The 18,988-nt window shown below is 69.9% G+C and carries 19 protein-coding genes; 11 read left to right on the forward strand and 8 right to left on the reverse strand.

Annotated elements, in window-relative coordinates:
- The first annotated feature begins 121 nt into the window (after positions 1 to 121).
- From SLNSH_RS01440 to SLNSH_RS01455, 4 genes are all read left to right on the forward strand, one after another.
- Positions 122 to 721 carry a glutathione S-transferase family protein gene (locus SLNSH_RS01440; RefSeq protein WP_106334850.1) on the forward strand — a complete coding sequence of 200 codons (600 nt, stop codon included), beginning with the start codon at positions 122 to 124 and terminating at the stop codon, positions 719 to 721.
- A gap of 10 nt (positions 722 to 731) precedes the next feature.
- Positions 732 to 2,153, forward strand: coding sequence for a glutamate synthase subunit beta (locus SLNSH_RS01445; RefSeq protein WP_106334851.1), 1,422 nt, complete (start codon positions 732 to 734; stop codon positions 2,151 to 2,153).
- A gap of 211 nt (positions 2,154 to 2,364) precedes the next feature.
- Positions 2,365 to 3,342: an SPFH domain-containing protein gene (locus SLNSH_RS01450; RefSeq protein WP_106334909.1), complete on the forward strand. Its 978-nt coding sequence runs from the start codon at positions 2,365 to 2,367 to the stop codon at positions 3,340 to 3,342.
- Between the two features lie 9 nt (positions 3,343 to 3,351).
- Positions 3,352 to 3,789, forward strand: coding sequence for an NfeD family protein (locus SLNSH_RS01455; RefSeq protein ID WP_106334852.1), 438 nt, complete (start codon positions 3,352 to 3,354; stop codon positions 3,787 to 3,789).
- Between the two features lie 112 nt (positions 3,790 to 3,901).
- Here the strand turns inward: SLNSH_RS01455 and SLNSH_RS01460 are convergent, their stop codons facing one another.
- Entirely contained in the window at positions 3,902 to 4,906 is a 1,005-nt protein-coding gene (locus SLNSH_RS01460; RefSeq protein WP_106334910.1) for a KpsF/GutQ family sugar-phosphate isomerase, read from the reverse strand.
- Positions 4,907 to 5,048: 142 nt separating this feature from the next.
- Here SLNSH_RS01460 and SLNSH_RS01465 point away from each other — a divergent pair, with 142 nt between their 5' ends.
- Positions 5,049 to 6,566: an outer membrane beta-barrel protein gene (locus SLNSH_RS01465; RefSeq protein WP_158266632.1), complete on the forward strand. Its 1,518-nt coding sequence runs from the start codon at positions 5,049 to 5,051 to the stop codon at positions 6,564 to 6,566.
- Positions 6,567 to 6,603: 37 nt separating this feature from the next.
- Here SLNSH_RS01465 and SLNSH_RS01470 read toward each other — a convergent pair whose 3' ends face one another.
- Positions 6,604 to 7,476: a UTP--glucose-1-phosphate uridylyltransferase gene (locus SLNSH_RS01470; RefSeq protein WP_106334854.1), complete on the reverse strand. Its 873-nt coding sequence runs from the start codon at positions 7,474 to 7,476 to the stop codon at positions 6,604 to 6,606.
- A 169-nt stretch (positions 7,477 to 7,645) separates the two neighbouring features.
- Here SLNSH_RS01470 and galE point away from each other — a divergent pair, with 169 nt between their 5' ends.
- From galE to SLNSH_RS01485, 3 genes are all read left to right on the forward strand, one after another.
- A complete protein-coding gene (galE, locus tag SLNSH_RS01475; protein ID WP_106334855.1) occupies positions 7,646 to 8,635 on the forward strand; it encodes a UDP-glucose 4-epimerase GalE in 990 nt (329 codons plus the stop codon).
- A gap of 79 nt (positions 8,636 to 8,714) precedes the next feature.
- The gene (locus SLNSH_RS01480) at positions 8,715 to 9,965 is read left to right on the forward strand and encodes a lytic murein transglycosylase (RefSeq protein ID WP_106334856.1); all 1,251 of its coding nucleotides are present in this window, start codon (positions 8,715 to 8,717) and stop codon (positions 9,963 to 9,965) included.
- Between the two features lie 84 nt (positions 9,966 to 10,049).
- On the forward strand, positions 10,050 to 11,315 hold the full coding sequence (locus SLNSH_RS01485) for an SGNH/GDSL hydrolase family protein (protein ID WP_106334857.1): 1,266 nt from the start codon (positions 10,050 to 10,052) through the stop codon (positions 11,313 to 11,315).
- Here SLNSH_RS01485 and hemH read toward each other — a convergent pair.
- The gene (hemH, locus tag SLNSH_RS01490) at positions 11,312 to 12,379 is read right to left on the reverse strand and encodes a ferrochelatase (protein ID WP_106334858.1); all 1,068 of its coding nucleotides are present in this window, start codon (positions 12,377 to 12,379) and stop codon (positions 11,312 to 11,314) included. The genes SLNSH_RS01485 and hemH overlap by 4 nt on opposite strands.
- Before the next feature lie 120 nt (positions 12,380 to 12,499).
- Between hemH and SLNSH_RS01495 the strand changes: the two genes are divergently transcribed.
- The 3 genes from SLNSH_RS01495 (at position 12,500) to SLNSH_RS01505 (ending at position 15,754) form a co-directional block, all read left to right on the forward strand.
- Positions 12,500 to 14,008 (forward strand): bifunctional metallophosphatase/5'-nucleotidase, encoded by a 1,509-nt coding sequence (locus SLNSH_RS01495; RefSeq protein WP_106334859.1) that lies wholly within the window; start codon positions 12,500 to 12,502, stop codon positions 14,006 to 14,008.
- 62 nt (positions 14,009 to 14,070) lie between these two features.
- The gene (locus tag SLNSH_RS01500) at positions 14,071 to 14,703 is read left to right on the forward strand and encodes a DUF1007 family protein (protein ID WP_106334860.1); all 633 of its coding nucleotides are present in this window, start codon (positions 14,071 to 14,073) and stop codon (positions 14,701 to 14,703) included.
- 10 nt (positions 14,704 to 14,713) lie between these two features.
- Positions 14,714 to 15,754 (forward strand): nickel/cobalt transporter, encoded by a 1,041-nt coding sequence (locus SLNSH_RS01505; RefSeq protein ID WP_106334861.1) that lies wholly within the window; start codon positions 14,714 to 14,716, stop codon positions 15,752 to 15,754.
- Here SLNSH_RS01505 and SLNSH_RS01510 read toward each other — a convergent pair.
- The 5 genes from SLNSH_RS01510 to SLNSH_RS01525 all read right to left on the reverse strand — a co-directional run bounded on the left by SLNSH_RS01510 (position 15,751) and on the right by SLNSH_RS01525 (position 18,983).
- Positions 15,751 to 16,137, reverse strand: a complete 387-nt coding sequence (locus tag SLNSH_RS01510; protein ID WP_106334862.1) for a nitrile hydratase accessory protein — start codon at positions 16,135 to 16,137, stop codon at positions 15,751 to 15,753. The genes SLNSH_RS01505 and SLNSH_RS01510 overlap by 4 nt on opposite strands.
- A complete protein-coding gene (gene nthB / locus SLNSH_RS01515; protein ID WP_106334863.1) occupies positions 16,134 to 16,799 on the reverse strand; it encodes a nitrile hydratase subunit beta in 666 nt (221 codons plus the stop codon). The genes SLNSH_RS01510 and nthB overlap by 4 nt, the downstream gene beginning before the upstream one ends.
- A complete protein-coding gene (gene nthA / locus SLNSH_RS01520) occupies positions 16,796 to 17,440 on the reverse strand; it encodes a nitrile hydratase subunit alpha (protein WP_106334864.1) in 645 nt (214 codons plus the stop codon). Before nthA ends, nthB begins: the two co-directional genes overlap by 4 nt.
- A 111-nt stretch (positions 17,441 to 17,551) precedes the next feature.
- On the reverse strand, positions 17,552 to 17,680 hold the full coding sequence (locus SLNSH_RS25535) for a hypothetical protein (RefSeq protein WP_280954442.1): 129 nt from the start codon (positions 17,678 to 17,680) through the stop codon (positions 17,552 to 17,554).
- A 100-nt stretch (positions 17,681 to 17,780) separates the two neighbouring features.
- Complete coding sequence (locus SLNSH_RS01525) at positions 17,781 to 18,983, reverse strand: amidase (protein WP_106334865.1); 1,203 nt, start codon at positions 18,981 to 18,983, stop codon at positions 17,781 to 17,783.
- Positions 18,984 to 18,988: the final 5 nt, after the last annotated feature.

Below are 18,988 nucleotides of genomic sequence, written 5' to 3' on the forward strand. Positions count from 1 at the left end.
GGCGCCCAGCGGGTGGATCCCCGGGTCAAGCCCGGGGATGACGGTGGACGGGTTTGCGCACGCCAGTTCACGCTGAAAGGCGGGCGTTCGGGTGCGCGGCTCAGCCGGGAGGCGATCTGACATGCGCATCTACGGCGACCTCCAGTCGGGCAACTGCCTGAAGGTGAAGTACACGGCCGATGCGCTGGGTCTTCCCTACGAGTGGCTGCCCGTCGACATCCTGCGCGGGGAAAGCCGCACGGCGGAGTTCCTCGCCATGAGCCCGATGGGCCAGGTGCCGGTCGTCGTGTTCGACGACGGCCGGGCGCTCGCCCAGTCGAACGCCATCGTCCGCTATCTGGCGCGCGGCACGGACCTGCTGCCCGAGGCCCCCTTCGAGCAGGCCCAGGTGGACGAGTGGCTCTTCTGGGAGCAAAACGCCCACGAGTTCTTCGTGGCCGGCTGCCGCTTCCAGATGCTCTATCTCCGCAAGGCCGCCGCCGAGCGCGAACCCTGGCGCGTCGCCCGCGCCGACCAGGCGCTCGACTTCATGGACGCCATCCTGTCCGGCCGCGACTGGTTCGCCGCCGGGCGGCTCACGGTCGCCGACATTTCGCTGCTGGCCTATACGCGGCTGGCCGGCGAAGGCGGCCTCGATTTAACTCCGCGGACCAGCCTTCGGGCCTGGATCCGCCGCTGCGAGCAGGCTCTCGGCCTCTCGCCGGTCGAAACAGCGCAGTAGGCAGGGGCACATGGGCAAGGTCACAGGCTTTCTCGAGTTCGACCGGCAGGAGCAGAAGTACCAGCTCGCCGGCGACCGCATCCGCCACTTCCGCGAGTTCACGCTGCCGCTGGACGAGAAGGACGTCGGCCGCCAGGCCGCGCGCTGCATGGATTGCGGCGTGCCCTTCTGCCACTCCGGCTCGGGCTGCCCGGTCAACAACCAGATCCCGGACTGGAACGACCTGATCTACCAGGGCAACTGGAAGGAGGCGGCGCGCAACCTCCATTCCACCAACAACTTCCCGGAGTTCACCGGCCGCATCTGCCCCGCGCCCTGCGAGGAGGCCTGCACGCTGAACCTCGAGGACATGCCCGTCACCATCAAGACGATCGAGCAGGCCATCGCCGACAAGGCCTGGGCGGAAGGCTGGATCCAGCCCGAGCCGCCGGAGGACAAGACGGGCAAGCGCGTGGCCATCGTCGGCTCCGGCCCGGCCGGCCTTGCCGCCGCCCAGCAGCTCGCCCGCGCCGGCCACGACGTGCACGTCTTCGAGCGCGAGCCTCGCGCCGGCGGCCTCCTGCGCTACGGCATCCCGGACTTCAAGATGGAGAAGCGCCACATCGACCGGCGCGTCGCCCAGATGGAGCAGGAGGGCGTGACCTTCCACTATGGCGTGAACGTGGGCGTCACCAAGCCGTTCGCCGAGCTCACCGCAGAGTTCGACGCCGTCCTGATGGCCGGCGGCGCGGAGGATCCGCGCGATCCCAAGCTCCCGGGCCAGGAGCTGGAGGGCGTCCACTTCGCCATGCCCTATCTGACGCAGCAGAACCGCCGCGTCGGCCAGGAGCCCGTGAACGAGACCCCGATCCTCGCGGGCGGCAAGCATGTGGTGGTGATCGGCGGCGGCGACACGGCCTCAGACTGCGTGGGCACGTCGTTCCGCCAGGGCGCCCTCTCGGTCACCCAGCTCGACATCCGGCCCAAGCCGCCGGCCAGGGAGGACAAGCTCGCCGTGTGGCCTTACTGGCCCACGAAGCTGCGCACCTCCTCGTCGCAGGCGGAGGGCGCCGAGCGCGAGTTCCAGGCCGCCACCCTCGGCATCGAGGGCAAGAACGGAAAGGTCACGGGCGTGAAGTGCGCCCGCGTGGACGAGACGCGCGCGCCGATCCCCGGCACGGAATTCATCATGCGCGCCGACCTCGTCTTCCTGGCGATCGGCTTCGCAGGCTCGCAGGCGCCGGGCATGGTGGAGACCTCGGGCGTGGCGCTCGACCGCCGCAACAACGTCGTGGCGGACGACCTCGCCTACCGCACCTCCGTGGATAAGGTCTTCGCCGCCGGCGACATGCGCCGCGGCCAGTCCCTGGTTGTCTGGGCCATCCGCGAAGGCCGCCAGGCCGCCCACGCCATCGACCGGTTTCTGATGGGCGACACCATCCTGCCGCGGTGACATCGGCCGTTTTTGCGAGGAGCGCAGCGACGAAGCAATCCAGAAGGGTGGGCGCCCCGCCCCTCTGGATTGCTGCGCTGCGCTCGCCATAACGGAGAAAGGGTCCCCTCCCCCGCTAACCATCGCGCCACATCCTCCGGCGGTCCGCTTCCCTGCCGGACTCCCGCCCCCATATGATCCTGGTCGGCGAATGCCGAATCAGGGGGCGTCCATGGTGGTCTCGGGGTTCACGATCTTCGCGGTCGTGCTGGTGCTGTTCGTCATCATCACGCTGATGGCCGGCGTGAAGACGATCCCGCAGGGTTACCAGTACACGGTCGAGCGCTTCGGCAAGTACTCCCGCACCCTGAGCCCGGGCCTCGGCCTGATCGTGCCCTACGTCGAGACCATCGGGCACAAGGTCAACATCATGGAGCAGGTGCTCGACGTCCCCAGCCAGGAGGTCATCACCCGCGACAACGCCACCGTGACCGTCGACGGCGTGGCCTTCTACACGGTCCTGGACGCCGCGCTGGCCTCCTACGAGGTCGCCAACCTGCAGCAGGCGATCCTGACCCTCACCATGACCAACATCCGCACGGTCATGGGCTCCATGGACCTCGACCAGCTCCTGTCGCACCGCGACGAAATCAACGAGCGGCTGCTCAAGGTCGTCGACGCCGCGACCTCGCCCTGGGGCGTGAAGATCAACCGCATCGAGATCAAGGACATCGTCCCGCCGCGCGACCTCGTGGACGCCATGGCCCGCCAGATGAAGGCCGAGCGCGAGAAGCGCGCCGTCGTCCTTGAGGCCGAAGGCCAGCGGCAGGCCGAGGTGCTGCGGGCGGAGGGCCACAAGTCGGCCCAGATCCTGGAGGCCGAGGGTCGGCGCGAAGCGGCCTTCCGGGACGCCGAGGCCCGCGAGCGCTCCGCCGAGGCCGAGGCCAAGGCGACGCAGATGGTCAGCGAAGCCATCGCGAAGGGCGACCTCAACGCGGTCAACTACTTCGTCGCCCAGCAATACGTGAAGGCCCTTCAGGCTGTGGCGTCCGCGCCCAACCAGAAGGTGATCATGATGCCGCTGGACGCCTCCTCCGTCATCGGCTCCATCGCTGGCATCGCCGAGCTGTCGAAGGGCGCGTTCGGACCGGACGGCGGGCAGGCGCCTCGCCGGGGCTCCGTCCCCTCCGCCGGCGCGCCCGCGAGCTGAGGCCCCGCCATGGTCTCCTTCAGCCTGGGCCCGTGGGGTTGGATCATCGCCGGGCTCGTCCTGGTCGGCCTGGAGGTCCTGGCCCCCGGCGCCTTCATGCTCTGGCTCGGGCTGGCCGCCATCGCGACCGGCCTGGTGACCTTCGTGGTCACGCTTTCGGCGGAGGGAACCGCCCTGCTCTTCGCCGCCCTCGCGATCGGCTCCGTCGCGATCGGCCGGCAGTTCATGCGGGACACGCGGGCGAAGCCCAGCGACCGCGTCATCAACGACCGCGGCTTCGCCCTGGTCGGGCGCCACGTGATCCTGACCGAAGCCATCGCCGAGGGTCGCGGCCGGGTGCGCATCGACGACACGGTCTGGCGAGTCGAGGGCCCGGACCTGCCGAGCGGAACCGAGGTCAAGGTCGTCGGCGTGGACGGGACGCTGCTGAAGGTGAAGCCCGTCTGATCCCTGCCGTCATCCCCGGCGCTCTGCCCAGCAGACCGGGAAGGGGATCCAGGGGCAGCGCGCGCGGAACTGGCGCCTTCGCGCCCCCCGCGCGGGGCTGACGGTGGAATCCCTAGGCCGCGCCGATCCGCAACAGGTCGAGCACGTGCACCAGGCCCACGGGCTTGCCCTCCTCCGCGACGATCAGCGCGCCGATCTTACGGGTCTCGACGATCTCCAGCGCCTCCGCCACGAGCAGCGTGGGCGGCGCCGTGGTGGGGTTGGGCGTCATCACCTCGTCCACCGTCCGCGACATCAGGTCCGGCTGCATGTGCCGGCGCAGGTCGCCGTCGGTCACGATGCCCGCGATCGCGCCGTCCGCTTCGGTCACCACCACGCAGCCGAAGCCCTTCTGGCTCATGCGCACCAGCGCCTCGGACATCACGAGTCCGCGCGGCACGAGCGGCAGGCGGTCGCCCGTATGCATCACGGCCCGAACCTGCTTCAGCTGGGCGCCGAGCTTGCCGCCGGGGTGGAACACCCGGAAGTCCTGCGAGGAGAACGCCCGGCCTTCCAGCAGGGCGACCGCGAGCGCGTCGCCCAGCGCCAGCTGCATGGTGGTCGACGTGGTGGGCGCCAGCCCATTCGGGCAGGCCTCGCGCGCCTTGGGCAGCGTGAGGCACACATCCGCCTCCCGGCCCAGCGCGCTGTCGGCGTTGGCGGTGATCGCGATCAGCCCCACCCGGAATCGCCGCGCATAGGCCACAAGATCGGAAAGCTCCGCGGTCTCCCCCGACCAGGAGAGCGCCAGGATGACGTCATCCGCCTGGATGGACCCGAGGTCGCCATGGCTCGCTTCGGCCGGATGGACGAAATAGGCCGGCGTGCCCGTGGATGAAAACGTCGCTGCGATCTTGCGACCGACATGGCCGGACTTTCCCATGCCGGTCACGATCACGCGGCCCGTGGCCCCGGCGAGGAGGTCGATGGCCGCCTGGAAGGGACCGCCCAGGCCGTTCTGGAGGGCGGCCAGAAGGGCGTCGAGCCCCGCCTTCTCGGCTTCGAGGGCTCGCAGCGCGGACGGAAGGGCCGAGGCCGCCACGGGGGCGACTCGGGCGCGGTTGGGAAGCGTCGACATCTGCGCCCCATAGCATGGCGGCCGCAGAGTCGAAACGTCCATCCCGCGCGCGCTTACCACTCGTTAACCAGCCACCTTATAAAGCTGTTAACCAAACCGGGCCCGCCCCGGCGCAATCGCCTGTCCAGGGCCGGAGACGTCCTTGCCCGCTCGCCCCAGCACCGTTCGCCTCGCTGCCCTCGCCGGGCTGGCGTCCGGGCTCGCGTGGGCGACGGCGACCCTGGCCCAGGAGGCCGATCCGTTTCAGCCGCCCCCTGACCCGACCAGGCCGGCCGCGGGCGCCCTCTCCACGGCGCCAGCGACGTCGAAGCCGGCCTTCCGCGGCTCCTACGCCCAGGTCGGGAAGCCGGTGAAAGGCTCCCAGAAGAAGCCGAAGCCTCGCCGCCTCCAGCAGGCGCAGACGCTGGCTTCGTCCCCGGCGCCCGTGCCGCTGGGCTCGACGAGCCCGGTCGCAGCGGCGCTGCCCAATCCCGGCCTGCCTGAGCCGGAGCCTCGTCGCCGGCCCCGCCGCAAGGCGGAGGTCGATCCCTATGAGCCGCTCGGCTTCGATACGGGCGGCCTCATCTTGCGCCCTGCCATTGAGGCCACGGGCGGTTACGACACCAACCCGAACCGTGCGCCGGGCCCGCACAAGGGCTCCGCCCTCCTGCGGCAGGAAGGCTCGCTCCAGGTCGACAGCCAGTGGGAGCGCCACGCCTTTACGGCGACCCTGCGCGGCGCCTACAACGAGTACCCGGGCCAGCCCTCCGCCAACCGGCCGGATGGACAGGGCTCCGCCAACCTGCGTCTCGACATCCTGCGAGACACCCAGGTCGACCTGGGGGCTGCCTACGATCTCACCACCGAGCGCCCCGGCAGCCTCGAACAACCGATCGCCACGCTGCGCCGCTCCACCATTCTCACCGCCGGCGCCAGCGCCACGCTGACGCAGCGTTTCGGGGCCGCCGCCGTCTCGCTGCGCGGCTCCGTGGACCGGACGACCTATGGCGACCTGCAAGGCCCGGATGGCGTCGACATCAGCCAGCCCGGCCGCGACCTGAACGCCTACGCCCTGCGGCTGCGCACAGGCTACGAGGTCACGCCCGGCGTGCAGCCCTTCGTGGAAGCGAGCGTGGACAAGCGCGCCTATGACACGACCATCGACGCGTCCGGTTATGCACGCTCGTCGTCCGGCGTTCAAGCGCGCGCCGGCTCGACCTTCGAGATCACCCGCACCCTGACGGGCGAGGTCTCGGCCGGCTACGGCTCGCGCGACTACGAGGATCCCCGCCTGCTGCCGCTGCGGGGCCCTGTCGCGGACGCGTCGCTTGTCTGGTCGGCGACGCCGCTCACCACCGTCACCCTGCGCGGGACGTCCGCGCTGGCCGAAACCACCGTCGTGGGCGCCACCGGCGCGACGGTGAAGACGCTCGGGATCGAGATCTCCCATGCCCTCATGCGCAACCTGATCCTGGCCGCGACCGGAAGCGTTTACCAGACCGACTATATCGGTCAGCCCCTGCGTGAGAACGGCTACACGGCGGGCCTGAAGCTCGAATACAAGCTCACCCGCTCGGTGGCGCTGAAGGCGAGCTACTCCCACGAGCGCCTGAACGGAGCTGTCCCGGGTTCCGACTACACCGCCAACGTGGTCCTCGTGGGCCTGCGCCTGCAGCACTGAGCAGGGCGCGCCGGCCTGGACCGGCGCGCCGCTCGGGTCAGCGACCCATCAGCTTGTGCAACTCCACCGAGAACGCCGCCGACACGTCCTCGCGGCTCAGCGCATAGGCGACGTTGGCCATCAGGAAGCCGATCTTCGAACCCGTGTCGTAGATGTCGCCCGAGAAGGTGTGGGCGAAGAAGGGCTCGCTCTTCGCGAGCGTGATCATGGCGTCCGTGAGCTGGATCTCGCCGCCGGCGCCGCGCTCCTGGGTCTCCAGGATCTGGAAAACGGAGGGGCTCAGGATGTACCGGCCCGAGATCGCCAGGTTTGAGGGCGCCGTGCCCTTCGGCGGCTTCTCGACCATGGAGGTGATGCGCTGGAAGCCGCCCTGGTCCTGCACGCCCACGATGCCGTACTGGTGCGTCTCGCTGTCCGGCACCTCGTAGGCGGCGATCATGTTGCCGCCATGGGCCTCGTAGCCCTTGATCATCTCGGCGAGGCAGGACGCCTGCCCCAGGTGCAGCATGTCGGGCAGCAGCAGCGCGAAGGGCTCGTCGCCCACGATGTCGCGCGCGCACCAGACGGCGTGGCCCAGGCCGAGCGGCGCCTGCTGGCGCGTGAAGCTCGTCTGGCCGGCGCCCGGCAGGTCGCGCTTCAGGGCCTCGAGCTCCTTGGTCTTGCCGCGCTCTGCCAGCGTACGGTCCAGCTCGAAGTTGATGTCGAAGTGGTCCTCGATCACCGCCTTGCCGCGGCCCGTGACGAAGATGAAGTGCTCGATCCCGGCCGCCTTGGCTTCGTCCACCACGTGCTGGATCACGGGGCGGTCCACCACCGTCAGCATCTCCTTCGGGATCGCCTTCGTGGCGGGCAGAAACCGGGTGCCCAGGCCTGCGACGGGGAACACGGCCTTGCGGATTTTCTTGGTCATGGATCGCAACTGCTCTTCAGGAGAAAAAACTGAGGCGTAGGCGCCGGGACGCAGGACGCGTCCGTTCGCGGCCAAACCGAATAACACGGCCGACCGTTCCAGGCGAGTTCAGGAAACCTTATGCTGGGCGTTCTACTTTGCGCAGGATCGGATCTGGAGGAGCATTCGAATGGCGGTTCTTGTCACGGGCGGAGCGGGTTACATCGGTTCCCACATGGTGCTGGCCTTGTTGGACCGCGGCGAGAAAGTCGTCGTGCTCGACAACCTCAGCACCGGCTTCGCCTCCGCCGTGCCGCCCGCCGCGCCGCTGGTTGTAGGCGACATGGGCGACCAGGAGTTGGTCGCCTCGGTGATGCGGGAGCATGAGGTCGACACCGTCGTGCACTTCGCCGCCAAGATCGTGGTCCCGGAATCCGTCACCGATCCGCTCGGCTACTATCTCAACAACACCGTCAAGGCGCGCGCCCTCATCGAGACCGCGGTGCAGAGCGGCGTGAAGCACTTCGTCTTCTCCTCCACGGCCGCCGTCTACGGCGACGTCAGCGGCGACCCCGTGTCCGAGGACGACGAGACCTCGCCCGTGTCGCCGTATGGCCGCTCCAAGCTCATGACCGAGTGGATCCTGCGCGACACCGCAGCCGCCTATCCCCTCAAATTCGTGGTGCTGCGCTACTTCAACGTGGCAGGGGCCGATCCCAAGGGCCGCGCCGGCCAGTCCACGCCACGCGCCACCCACCTGATCAAGGTGGCCTCCCAGACCGCCCTGGGGCAGCGGCCCTATCTTGAAGTGTTCGGGACCGACTTCCCCACGCGCGACGGCTCCTGCATCCGCGACTACATCCACGTCACGGATCTCGCCAACGCCCACATCGCCTCGCTGGAGCACCTGCGCGCCGGCGGCGAGAGCCTCACGCTGAACTGCGGCTACGGCCAGGGTTATTCGGTGCTGGAGGTGGTGGACACCGTGAAGCGCGTCTCCGGCGTCGACTTCGAGGTCCGCATGGCCCCGCGCCGCGCCGGCGATCCCGCCGCCATCGTGGCCACCGGCCAGCGCGTCCGAGAGGTCTTGGGGTGGCGCCCGGAATACGATGACCTCGACACCATCGTGCGGCACGCGCTCGAATGGGAGCGCCACCTGACCACGCCCAACGCCCGTTGAGCCTGCCTTAACGCCGCCTTCACCACGCTGGCCGAGACTGGAGCCCGAAGCCGCGCCCCCGCGTGGCGAGGTCACCGTCATGCGCCGTCCCCTGATCAGCGCCGTGCTGGCGCTGCCGCTGCTCTGCGAGGCCGCCCTGGCGCAGCCGCGGCGCCAGGCCATGGCCGAACCCACGGTCACGGGCTCCATCAGCCCAACCGCGGTTGTCGAGGCGCGCCCCGCCTCTTTCGAAGCCTTCGTGGCGGGTCTCTGGCCCGCCGCCCGCGCCCGGGGCGTGAGCCGCGCGACCTTCGATCGCGCCTTCGCGGGCGTGACGCCCGACCCCAAGATCATCGAGCTGACACACCGACAGTCCGAGTTCGTGAAGCCGATCTGGGCCTATCTGGACGGCGCCGTGTCCGAAGCCCGCGTCGCCCGCGGCCGCGAGATGGCGGCCCGATACGACCGCACGCTCGCCGCGATCGAGCGCAAATACGGCGTGGAGCGCTCGGTCGTGCTGGGCGTCTGGGGCATGGAGACCAACTACGGGTCCTTCACGGGCGGCAAGGATGTCATCCGCTCCCTCGCGACCCTTGCCTCCATCCGCTATCGCGGCGCCTTCTTCCGGGACGAGCTCCTCACCGCCCTTGTGATCCTGCAGCAGGGCCACGTGTCGCGCGCCGACATGAAGGGCAGCTGGGCCGGCGCCATGGGCCAGACCCAGTTCATGCCGTCGAGCTTCATGAAATACGCGGTGGACGGGGACGGCGATGGCCGCAAGGACATCTGGACCTCCGTCCCTGACGCCCTGGCCTCCACGGCCAACTACCTCAAGAAGCACGGCTGGAAACATGGCCTGCCCTGGGCCGTCGAGGTGCGCCTCCCCCACCGCTTCGATTACCGCACGCGCTCGGCCGCCCTGCCCCATTGGGCCGCGCTCGGCCTGCGCCGCGCCGACGGACGCGCGCTGCCGCACGGCGGCGAGGCCTCTCTCTTCATGCCCGCCGGCGCCCGCGGACCGGTGTTCCTGGTGACGGCCAACTTCAAGGCCATCAAGGCCTACAACAGCTCCGATTCCTACGCCCTCGGAGTCGGCCATCTCGGCGAGCGGGTGACGGGCGGCTCGCGCATCGTCGCGGCCTGGCCCACGGACGAGCCGCAACTCGATCACGGCCAGCGACGCGAATTGCAGGCCCGGCTTGCGTCTTTCGGCTACGCGGTTGGAGAACCCGACGGCCGCATCGGAACCAAGACCCGCGATGCGCTCCGCGATTTCCAGCAGCGGCGCGGGCTCGTCCCTGACGGTCATCCCAGCCTCGCCATGCTGGAGGCGCTGCGTGGCCGCCGCTGAATCGATCCGGGACGGTTACGAAACCGCCAAAAGGCCTTAAGATAAAGCCGGCGCGCGCCCAGGCCGGGCGCCGCGGAGGCGTCCTTGCGGAACCTGATCGAACGAACAGCGCGATTCCTGCTGCTGGCCCTCGCCGTGGCCTGCCTGGCTCCGCTCGGCGGGATGCAGGCCCGGGCGCAGGTCGACGACCGCTTCCCCCACCTGTTCGCGCCGCAGTTCTATCAGCAGCAGCAACAGCTGCGACCCAGGCCCCGGATCATCCACCGCGCCCCGCTGCCGGCTCCCCGCGTGGAGCGCCGCCGGCCTGCCCAGCCGCCGCCGGCCGCGGCCGTGGTGGTCGGCGACGAACCCCAGACGCCTGACATCCAGCCTACCGCCTTCGTGTACGTGCTGGGCGACGTCATGGCCGAGCAGGTCGCGACCGGGCTCGGCGAGGCCTTCGAGGACAACCCGGACGTTCGCATCCTGCGTCGCACCGTGTCCTCCAGCGGCCTCGTGCGGGATGACTTCTACGACTGGCGCAAGTCCATCCATGATCTCCTCTCGTCCCAGGAGAAGATCACCCAGGCGGTGATCCTGATGGGCTCCAACGACCGCCAGATGCTGAAGGACGCCTCCGGCGCGCCGCTCGAAGTGCTCAGCGACGCCTGGAAGGAAGCCTATGCGGCCCGCGTCGACGAGGTCGGCCGCGCCTTCGCGGAGAAGGGCATCCCCCTGTTCTGGGTCGGGCTGCCCATCGTGGAGAGCCACCGCATGAGCGCGGACATCCGCGCCCTGAACGAGATCTACCGCAACTCCGCCAGGAAGACCGGCGCGATCTATGTCGAGCTGTTCGACCCCTTCGCCGACCAGGGAGGTCGCTACTCGCCTTTCGGCCCGGACCTCGCGGGCGACACCGTGAAGCTGCGCGCCTCCGACGGCGTCCACTTCACCAAGGCCGGCGCCCGCAAGGCGGCGCATTTCGTCGAGGTCGAGATCCGCCGTGTGCTCGACCAGCGCGCCCCGGGCGTGGTGGCGGTTCCCGCCACGGACCCGGACGATCCCGCCTCCCAGGACCCCGCCCTCCAGCCGGGCGGCGTCGAGCGCGCCATCAACCAGACGGTGCTGCGTGGTCTCGATGGGCTGCCTCCCGCCCCGGTCGCCATCCCGCAAAGGCCGGTGGCCGGTCCGATCCTGCCGCTGACCGGTTCCGAGACGTCGCAGGGCGGCGCCCTGATGACCGGCGTGGCCAAGCGCGCCAACACGGAGGCCGGCCAACTGATCGAGCGCGCGCTCGTGCAGGGCCGCGCGCCGGATCCTAAGCCCGGCCGCGCCGACGACTTCAGCTGGACCGGGTCTCAGACTCGCTAGCGCATCCAGCCCTGCAGCTCGCGCTCCACCACGGCGCGGATCACGTCCAGGCCATCGGGAGAGTCGTTCAGGCACGGCACGTAGGCGAACTGCTCGCCGCCGTGGTGCAGGAAGTGCTCCTTGTTCTCGCCCTCGATCTCCTCGAGCGTCTCGAGGCAGTCGGCCGAGAACCCAGGCGCGATCACCAGCACCTTCTTGACGCCGCGCTTCGGCAGCTCGCCCATGGTGTCGATCAGGTAGGGCTTCAGCCACTCGTCCGGCCCGAAGCGGGATTGGAAGCAGACCATGAACCTGTCCTTGTCCCAGCCCAGCGTCTCGCGCAGGAGGCGGCCGGTCTTCTGGCATTGGCAGTGATAAGGGTCGCCCTTGAGCAGGTACTCCATGGGAACCCCATGGAACGACGCCACGATCATGTCGGGCTCGAAGTCGATCGCCGCGAGCTTGTCCCGCACGGTCTTCGCCAGAGCGTTGATGTAGACGGGATCGTCGTGCCAGGGCGGGGCCACGCGCACGGCCGGCTGCCAGCGCATGCGCATCAGCTCCTCGAAGGCCTTGTCGCACGCCGTCGCCGTCGTGGCCGCGCAGGACTGGGGATAGAGCGGCACAAGGAGGATGCGGTCGCAACCCTGCTCCTGCAGCGCGCGGATGCGCGAGGGCGTGGAGGGATTGCCGTACCGCATCGCCCAGTCCACCACGATCCGGGGGTCCTTCTCCGTGATGGTGGCGGCCAGCTTCTGGGCCTGCGAGCGGGTGATAGTCTTCAGCGGCCCCTCGTCACCCTCCTTGTTCCAGATCAGGTCGTAGTCCTTGCCCTTCGGGCCCGGGCGCACGCTCAGGATGATCAGGTTCAGGATCGGCCACCACAGCCACCGCGGCTTCTCGATGACGCGCCGGTCGGACAGGAACTCCTTGAGGTAGCGGCGCATGGACCAGTAGTCCGTCGCGTCCGGCGTGCCGAGATTCAGCAGCAGCACCCCGATCTTGCCCACGCGGACGGGCGGATGGGCCTCGGGCAGCGGGCCCACGGCGCGGAAATCCGCATCGGGACGGGGCATTACGGTCATCGCAACCTCTCGTTTCCATCACTCGGCCCGGCGAAGCTTGCGCCTTGCAAAAGCGCTGGCGCTCGGCTCCATTTGGGCGCGCGCCCGTCCGGGCGCACGCTGCCTCATACGGAGACCGCCATGCGCCCGATCACCCGCCGAGACACGCTCCGCATGGGCCTGGGAGCCGGCGCTGTCGCGCTGGCGGCCTGGGCGCAGGGGCCCGTCAAGGTCTCGTTCGTCCTCACCAACGATGTCTACATCATCGACGAGGAAAAGGGTCGCGGAGGCATGGCGCGGCTGGCCGCAGTGGTCAAGGCCGAGCGGGCCCGCAACCCCAACACGCTCTTCGTCCATGCTGGCGACACGCTCTCGCCCAGCCTCATGTCGGGTTTCGACCAGGGCGCGCACATGATCGCGTTTTTCAACGCCATGAAACTCGACGCGCTCACGCCCGGCAACCACGAGTTCGACTTCGGCAAGGACGTGTTCCTGAAGCGGATGGCGGAGGCCAAATTCCCGGTCTATGCCGCCAACCTGCGCATGGCCGATGGCGGGCCCGTGCCGGGGATCTCCGAGAGCGCCATCCGGGAGATCGGCGGCGTGCGCATCGGCATCCTGGGATCGGCGCTCGAGACGACGCCGCTGATGTCATCCTCGGGCGACATGCGGTTCTCGCCGTCGGTCGAGTCGATCCGCGCAGAGGCCAAGGCGCTGCGCGACAAGGGCGCGGACTTCGTGGTCGCCCTCACCCACACCGACCGGACCACGGACCTCAAGCTCTTCGACATGCGGGCGGTTGACCTCCTGCTCACGGGCCACGACCACGACCTGCGCGTCAATTATGACGGCAAGACCGCCATGGCCGAGTCCGGCGAGGACGCCGAGTATGTGGTCGTGGTCGAGGTCACGTTCGACGTGAAAGCGGAGGGGGGGAAGCGCACGGTCGCCTGGTCGCCCGAGTTCCGCATCATCGACACCGCCACGGTGACGCCGGACCCCGAGACGCTCGACATGGTGAAGCGCTACGACGCCGAGCTCTCGAAGGAGCTCGACGTCCAGGTCGCCACGCTCGCGGTCGACCTCGACAGCCGCAACGCCACCGTGCGCGGCGGCGAGGCCGCCATCGGCAATCTGATCGCCGACGCCATGCGGGCCGCGACCGGAGCCGACGTCGCCATCACCAACGGCGGCGGCATCCGCGGGAACAAGCAGTACAAGGCCGGCGCCGCCTGGACCCGAAGGGACATCCTGAGCGAGCTGCCATTCGGTAACCGGACGGCCGTCACCCAGGTCACCGGCGTGGCCCTGAAGGCGGCGCTGGAGAATGGGGTCAGCCAGCTGGAGAACCGCGCCGGCCGCTTCCCGCAGGTTTCGGGCGTCAAGGTGGAGGTTGACCCCGCCCAGCCGGCGGGCAAGCGAGTCGTGTCGGTCCTGGTGAACGGCGAGCCGCTGGACGAGGCGAAGACCTACAAGGTCGCCACGAACGACTTCATGCTCCGCGGCGGCGACGGCTACGGCGCCCTGACAGGCAAGACCGCCGCGACCGTGGATTCCGGCGGATCGCTGGTCGCCAACGACGTCATGGTCTACGCCCGCAAGCTCGGCAGCATCGACGCCAAGGTCGAAGGGCGCGTCGTGATCAGGTGAACCGCCCCGCTTTGGCCGCCTTCGACCGGCAAAGAGCGACAGGCGCAAGGGGGTGGACGCGCGTGATTCGAAGCCTTCGGACAAGTCTGATCGCCAGCCTGGCCCTCCTTGCCGGGACGGTCGCGGCCTGGGCTCACCCGCATGTCTGGGTGACGGTGAAATGTGAGATCGTCTGGGCGCCGGATGGGCGCATCGCCGCCGTGAAGCATCACTGGACGTTCGACGAGGGCTATACCAGCTACGCCATCCAGGGGCTTGATACGAACCGCGACGGCATCTACTCGCGCGACGAATTGGCCGAGCTCGCCAAGGTGAACACGGAGTCTCTGGCGGAGACGGGCTTCTTCACGGTCGTGAAGGCGGACGGTAAGAAGCAGGAATTCGGGGCGCCGGCGGACTACTGGCTGGAGCATGAGAAAGGCCAGCTGACCCTCAACTTCACCCTCCCCCTGAAGGAGCCGGCGACCGCCAGGCGCACGCTGATCCTGGACGTCTACGACCCCACCTTCTTCGTCGACTTCAGCTACGCCGACGGCGATGACGCCGTGAAGCTGACGGGCTCGCCCCAAAACTGCGCCGTGCAGTTGTCGCGGCCCAAGAAGCCCGACGCCAAGCAGGTGCTGACCGAGGACTACTTCGCCAACGCCAACATGGGATTCCAGTTCGCCTCCAAGGTGATCGTCGCATGTCCGTGAAGCCCCTGCCGTGACGGTCGCCGTCGAGACCCGCCCATCACAGGCCGAAGCGGCGCGCAAGCGCTTCGTTCTCACCCTGCTGGTCGCGCTTGGCGCCCTTGCGGTCGTGGGCCTGGCTGGCGCCTTGCTGTCCTGGGCCCTTGGCGGGCTCGGCGCCGCGCCGCCTCCCAGGAGCCCGTTCGGCGTTGGCCTGCGCGAGGGAGGAGCCTCCGGCGGCGCCCTGGCAGGCTGGATCCTCGGAACCCAGGCCGCCTTCTACCATCAGCTCACCGCCGCGCTGCGCGCCATGAAGGAGAATGGGACGGCCGGCTGGACCTTGGCGGGCCTGAGCTTCGCCTACGGCGTCTTCCACGCGGCCGGCCCGGGGCACGGCAAGGCGGTGATCTCCGCCTGGATCGTCGCCAACGAACGCGCGCTGCGTCGCGGCCTCGCCATGGCCTTTGCGGCGGCCGCCGTCCAGGCGGTCGTCGCGATCGCCCTCGTGACGGTGCTGGCCGGCGTGCTCCGGGTCACCGCGGTGCGCATGACGAATCTGACGAGCGCCGTCGAGCTGGCGAGCTTCGCCGCCGTGGCGCTGGTGGGCGCCGCCCTCACCTGGCGCAAGTCCCGCGCGCTCGCGGCGCGCCTCGTTCCCCTTGGGCTCTCTCACTCCCACGCTCCCGGCGAGGCCTGCGGGCCGGACTGCGCCCATGCCCACCTGCCCGGCCCGGAGCGCGCCTCCGGCGGTTGGCGCGACGCCGCTGGCGCGGTTTTCGCCGCCGGCGTCCGCCCCTGCTCCGGGGCAATCATCGTGCTGGTCTTCGCCATGGCGCAGGGCCTCTACCCCGCCGGGATCGCGGCGACGCTGGCCATGGGGCTCGGGACGGCGGTCACCACCGGCGCCCTGGCGGCCCTGGCGGTGTTCGCCAAGGGGGCGGCCCTGCGCGTCGCGGCGGCCCGCGGCGTGGCGGCCGAGTGGGTGGTGGCGGGAATCGAGGTGCTGGCCGGCGCCTTCGTGTTCGCGATGGGCCTCGCGCTCGCGTTCGGGGTGGCTGGCGGCGGAGCCGGCTAGGCTCCCGCGAGCGGGTCGTTCTCCAGCAGGATCGGTTGGCCGTGCGGGGTCGCGCGCGCGGCGCGGTCCCAGGCGTCGCGACGGGCGTGCAGGGTCTCCGCGCTGGCCGCCTTCTTCTCGACCACGATTTCCTCCAAGGCGGCCAGCCAGTGCCGGTAGTAGGTCTCGCCCGTATCGGGGTCCCCGCCCGCCTGCGCGCGCTTGATCGCCGCGCCGAGGCGCTCCGCCCATTCCGGCCAGGTGAACAGGCCCGCCTGGTGCAGCGCCAGCGTCATCGCGAAGGCCTGCGCTTCCCACGGCTCCCGGAACACCGGCCCCTCCGCCTCGCAAGGGATGGAAGGCACGGCGGCCAGGGCGGCCGCGACGTCCTGGCCCGCGCTCATGCGACCGGCTCCAGGTAAGGCTCCCAGCAATCCACGCTGACCAACACGGTCGGATCGGCCCCTTCCCCCCACAGCTCCGCGCCCTCGAAGCGCACCCCGTACAGCCATTGGGGATTCTCGCCGAACCCATGCGCGTTCTTGTCGGGAAACACGAAAGCGCCATGGACGCTCTCCACCACGCCGGCTTTCCCGCGGGCATAGCGCGGCAGCCGCGTGTGGCCGGTCGGGTTCATCACCTTGGTCCGCACCCGGTCACCCACGGCGAACCGCGCCGGGCCGGCCGGCTCACGGTCGCAGGGGCCGCCGCGCGCCAGCATGGGCGCGACCCGGTCGGCCGTGACGGGCGGCTTGGCCGTGGACCGCGGGGGCGCGAGAGAGCGGCCAGCCTCGAGCTCCCCGGGTGTGACCAGGCCGCGGGCGGCCAGGAGTTTCACCAGCCCCTTGGTCCAGATCTCGTAATAGCTGGAGGTGAGGTATTCCGGCGGCGGCAGCGTCTCGCGGGCGTGCCGGCTCGCATCGAGGTTCCACTCGCCCAGCGCCCCGCAGGCGAGCGTGACGGCCAGCGCGCGCTTCTCCCAGTCGCCGTGGAAGGGCGGCTCGTTGGGTTCCGGGTTGACCGGGCCGAAGCCCATCATGCCGCCGAGATCCTGGGCGCCGTTCATGGACGCACCTCCTCCGGCCGGAGCGCGAGCCCCGTGCCGATCATGGAGTCACGGGTCACGAGGTCCGCCAGGCGCTCCTCGCTCCAGCCCTCGGCGCCTGCCGGCCGCATGGGGATCACGAGATAGCGGACCTCGGCCGTCGAATCCCAGACCTTGATGCGCGTCGCCTCGGGCAGCGTGACCCCGAACTCGGCCAGCACGCCCCGGGGATCGATCACCGCCCGTGAGCGATAGGGCGCCGACTTGTACCAGACCGGGGGCAACCCCAGCACGGGCCACGGATAACAGGAGCACAGGGTGCACACGACCATGTTGTGCTCTTCGGGCGTATTCCAGACCGCGACCATGTGCTCGCCCTGGCGCCCGCCATAGCCGAGCTCCGCGATGGCGGCCGTCGCGTCCCGGCGAAGCCGCTCCGCATAGGCAGGGTCGGCCCAGGCCTTGGCGACGACCCGGGCGCCGTTGCGCGGGCCGATCCGGGTCTCGTAGGTCTCGATCATGACGTCGAGAGCTGCGGGATCGATCAGGCCCTTTTCGGTGAGGATCGACTCCAGCGCCCGAACGCGCAGCGCGGTCTCGGACAGCTCCGAGCCGTCGTGATCATGGTGGTGATGGTGATCGTGCGAGTGGTCGTGGCTCATGCGGGCCCCCGGGATCGCGACAGGCTACCGCTCTGGCGAGCCGCCTGTCACCCCGTTGAAGCCTTCGCCTGGCGCGAAATCCGCTTCGCACTCGCCCGAGCGCGGCGCCCCTCAGGCGAGCCCGTCCACGAACTGGGTCAGCTGCAGGATCAGCAACGCGGTAAGCCCGGCCATGATCAGCACGTCGATCAGACGCAGGGCCTCGAAGCCCCGGACGCGCGCAAGGGTCATGGCTTTCATGGTCGCCTCCTGGCGGAGAGGGTTCGGCGCGAACCCCCTCCGTCACCTTGGCGCCCGGCGCTGAATGCTTTCTGAATCCAACGCCTCCATTTGTCCCCGCTCAGGCGATCTGCACAGCCATTGCGCGGCTGATGCGCCCGGCAAGCTTCACGAGGGACAGGTCCGAGCCGGCCGGCCCAATGATGGACAGGCCGAACGGCCCGCCCTCGTGCGTCCCCGCCGGGATGGTGACCTGCGGGAAGCCCGACAGGCCGGAAAGGCACAGCAACCGCAGCGACTGCGCCCGGGATTGCTCCATGGCGGCGTCGTCGGCCGCCAGCAGCGGCGCCGGGCCCGGCATGGTGGGCAGCAGCAGCACGCCGTCCTGCCCCAGCAGCAGCCCGAAATGCCGCCGGAAGCTCTCCCGGATCGACCGCCCCTCGGCCGCGTCCTTCTCCGTCACGCGCCGCCCATACTCGAAGCGATCGCCGATGCCGGGTCCGAGCGCCGGTTTCCAGGTCTCGATGAAGGCCCCGTGCGCCCCCCAGGCCTCCACGCCCTGGACCCAGCGGAAGGCCCAGTAGAGCGCGTCGAAGTCCGGCGCCGCCACGGTCGTCCCGCTCACGGGCGCGAGCATCCGGTCGATGCGCGTCACCAGCGTGTCCAGCTGCCGCCCGGGCTCGGGCTCGGCCAGCCCGAAGCAGTCCTCCGCCTTCAGGAGCCGCGGCGTTTCCGGCAGCGCGTGCGGATCCTCGCCCAGGATGGCCTCGCCCACGCGCTCGAACGTCTTCGCGTCACGGCAGAACCAGCCGGGCGTATCCAGGCTCCCGGCGAGCGGCATGGTGAGGTCGAGCGGCAGCCGCCCATGGGTCGGCCGGATGCCGAACAGGCCCTGGTAGCTCGCCGGCCCGCGCACGGAGCCGCCGGTGTCCGAGCCAAGCCCGATGTCGCACAGCCGCGCGGCGGTTGCAGAGGCGGACCCGGACGAGGACCCGCCCGGCGCCCGGTCCGGCGCCGCGGCGTTGATCGGCGTGCCGAAGTGGTTGTTGAGCCCGTTCAGCGAATAGGCCAGCTCCACCGTGTGCGTCTTGCCCACGAAGCGAGCCCCGGCGTCGAGGAAGCGCTGCACGATGGGGGCGTTCTTCGATTTCACGTCGGACAAGGCGAGCATGGTGGGCTGGCCGCAGCCGGTCCGATAGCCCGCGACATCGAAGATGTCCTTCACGGCGAGCGTCAGGCCGGAGAGCGGCCCGGACGGCGCGTTCGGAACCGGCTGCTCAGGATAGGGCATGAAGGCGTGAACGGGATCGTCCTGGACGGGCATGGCGC

The organism is Alsobacter soli (genome assembly GCF_003004785.1).
Classification (GTDB): domain Bacteria; phylum Pseudomonadota; class Alphaproteobacteria; order Rhizobiales; family Beijerinckiaceae; genus Alsobacter; species Alsobacter soli.

Coding starts and splice junctions, on each gene's coding strand:
- nthB (WP_106334863.1), bottom strand. CDS start 16,799: ATGAACGGCGCCCAGGATCTCGGCGGCATGATGGGCTTCGGCCCGGTC.
- galE (WP_106334855.1), top strand. CDS start 7,646: ATGGCGGTTCTTGTCACGGGCGGAGCGGGTTACATCGGTTCCCACATG.
- SLNSH_RS01510 (WP_106334862.1), bottom strand. CDS start 16,137: ATGAGCGCGGGCCAGGACGTCGCGGCCGCCCTGGCCGCCGTGCCTTCC.
- SLNSH_RS01455 (WP_106334852.1), top strand. CDS start 3,352: ATGGTCTCCTTCAGCCTGGGCCCGTGGGGTTGGATCATCGCCGGGCTC.
- hemH (WP_106334858.1), bottom strand. CDS start 12,379: ATGACCGTAATGCCCCGTCCCGATGCGGATTTCCGCGCCGTGGGCCCG.
- SLNSH_RS01525 (WP_106334865.1), bottom strand. CDS start 18,983: ATGCCCGTCCAGGACGATCCCGTTCACGCCTTCATGCCCTATCCTGAG.
- nthA (WP_106334864.1), bottom strand. CDS start 17,440: ATGAGCCACGACCACTCGCACGATCACCATCACCACCATGATCACGAC.
- SLNSH_RS01470 (WP_106334854.1), bottom strand. CDS start 7,476: ATGACCAAGAAAATCCGCAAGGCCGTGTTCCCCGTCGCAGGCCTGGGC.
- SLNSH_RS01440 (WP_106334850.1), top strand. CDS start 122: ATGCGCATCTACGGCGACCTCCAGTCGGGCAACTGCCTGAAGGTGAAG.
- SLNSH_RS01495 (WP_106334859.1), top strand. CDS start 12,500: ATGCGCCCGATCACCCGCCGAGACACGCTCCGCATGGGCCTGGGAGCC.
- SLNSH_RS01460 (WP_106334910.1), bottom strand. CDS start 4,906: ATGTCGACGCTTCCCAACCGCGCCCGAGTCGCCCCCGTGGCGGCCTCG.
- SLNSH_RS25535 (WP_280954442.1), bottom strand. CDS start 17,680: ATGAAAGCCATGACCCTTGCGCGCGTCCGGGGCTTCGAGGCCCTGCGT.
- SLNSH_RS01445 (WP_106334851.1), top strand. CDS start 732: ATGGGCAAGGTCACAGGCTTTCTCGAGTTCGACCGGCAGGAGCAGAAG.
- SLNSH_RS01450 (WP_106334909.1), top strand. CDS start 2,365: ATGGTGGTCTCGGGGTTCACGATCTTCGCGGTCGTGCTGGTGCTGTTC.
- SLNSH_RS01480 (WP_106334856.1), top strand. CDS start 8,715: ATGCGCCGTCCCCTGATCAGCGCCGTGCTGGCGCTGCCGCTGCTCTGC.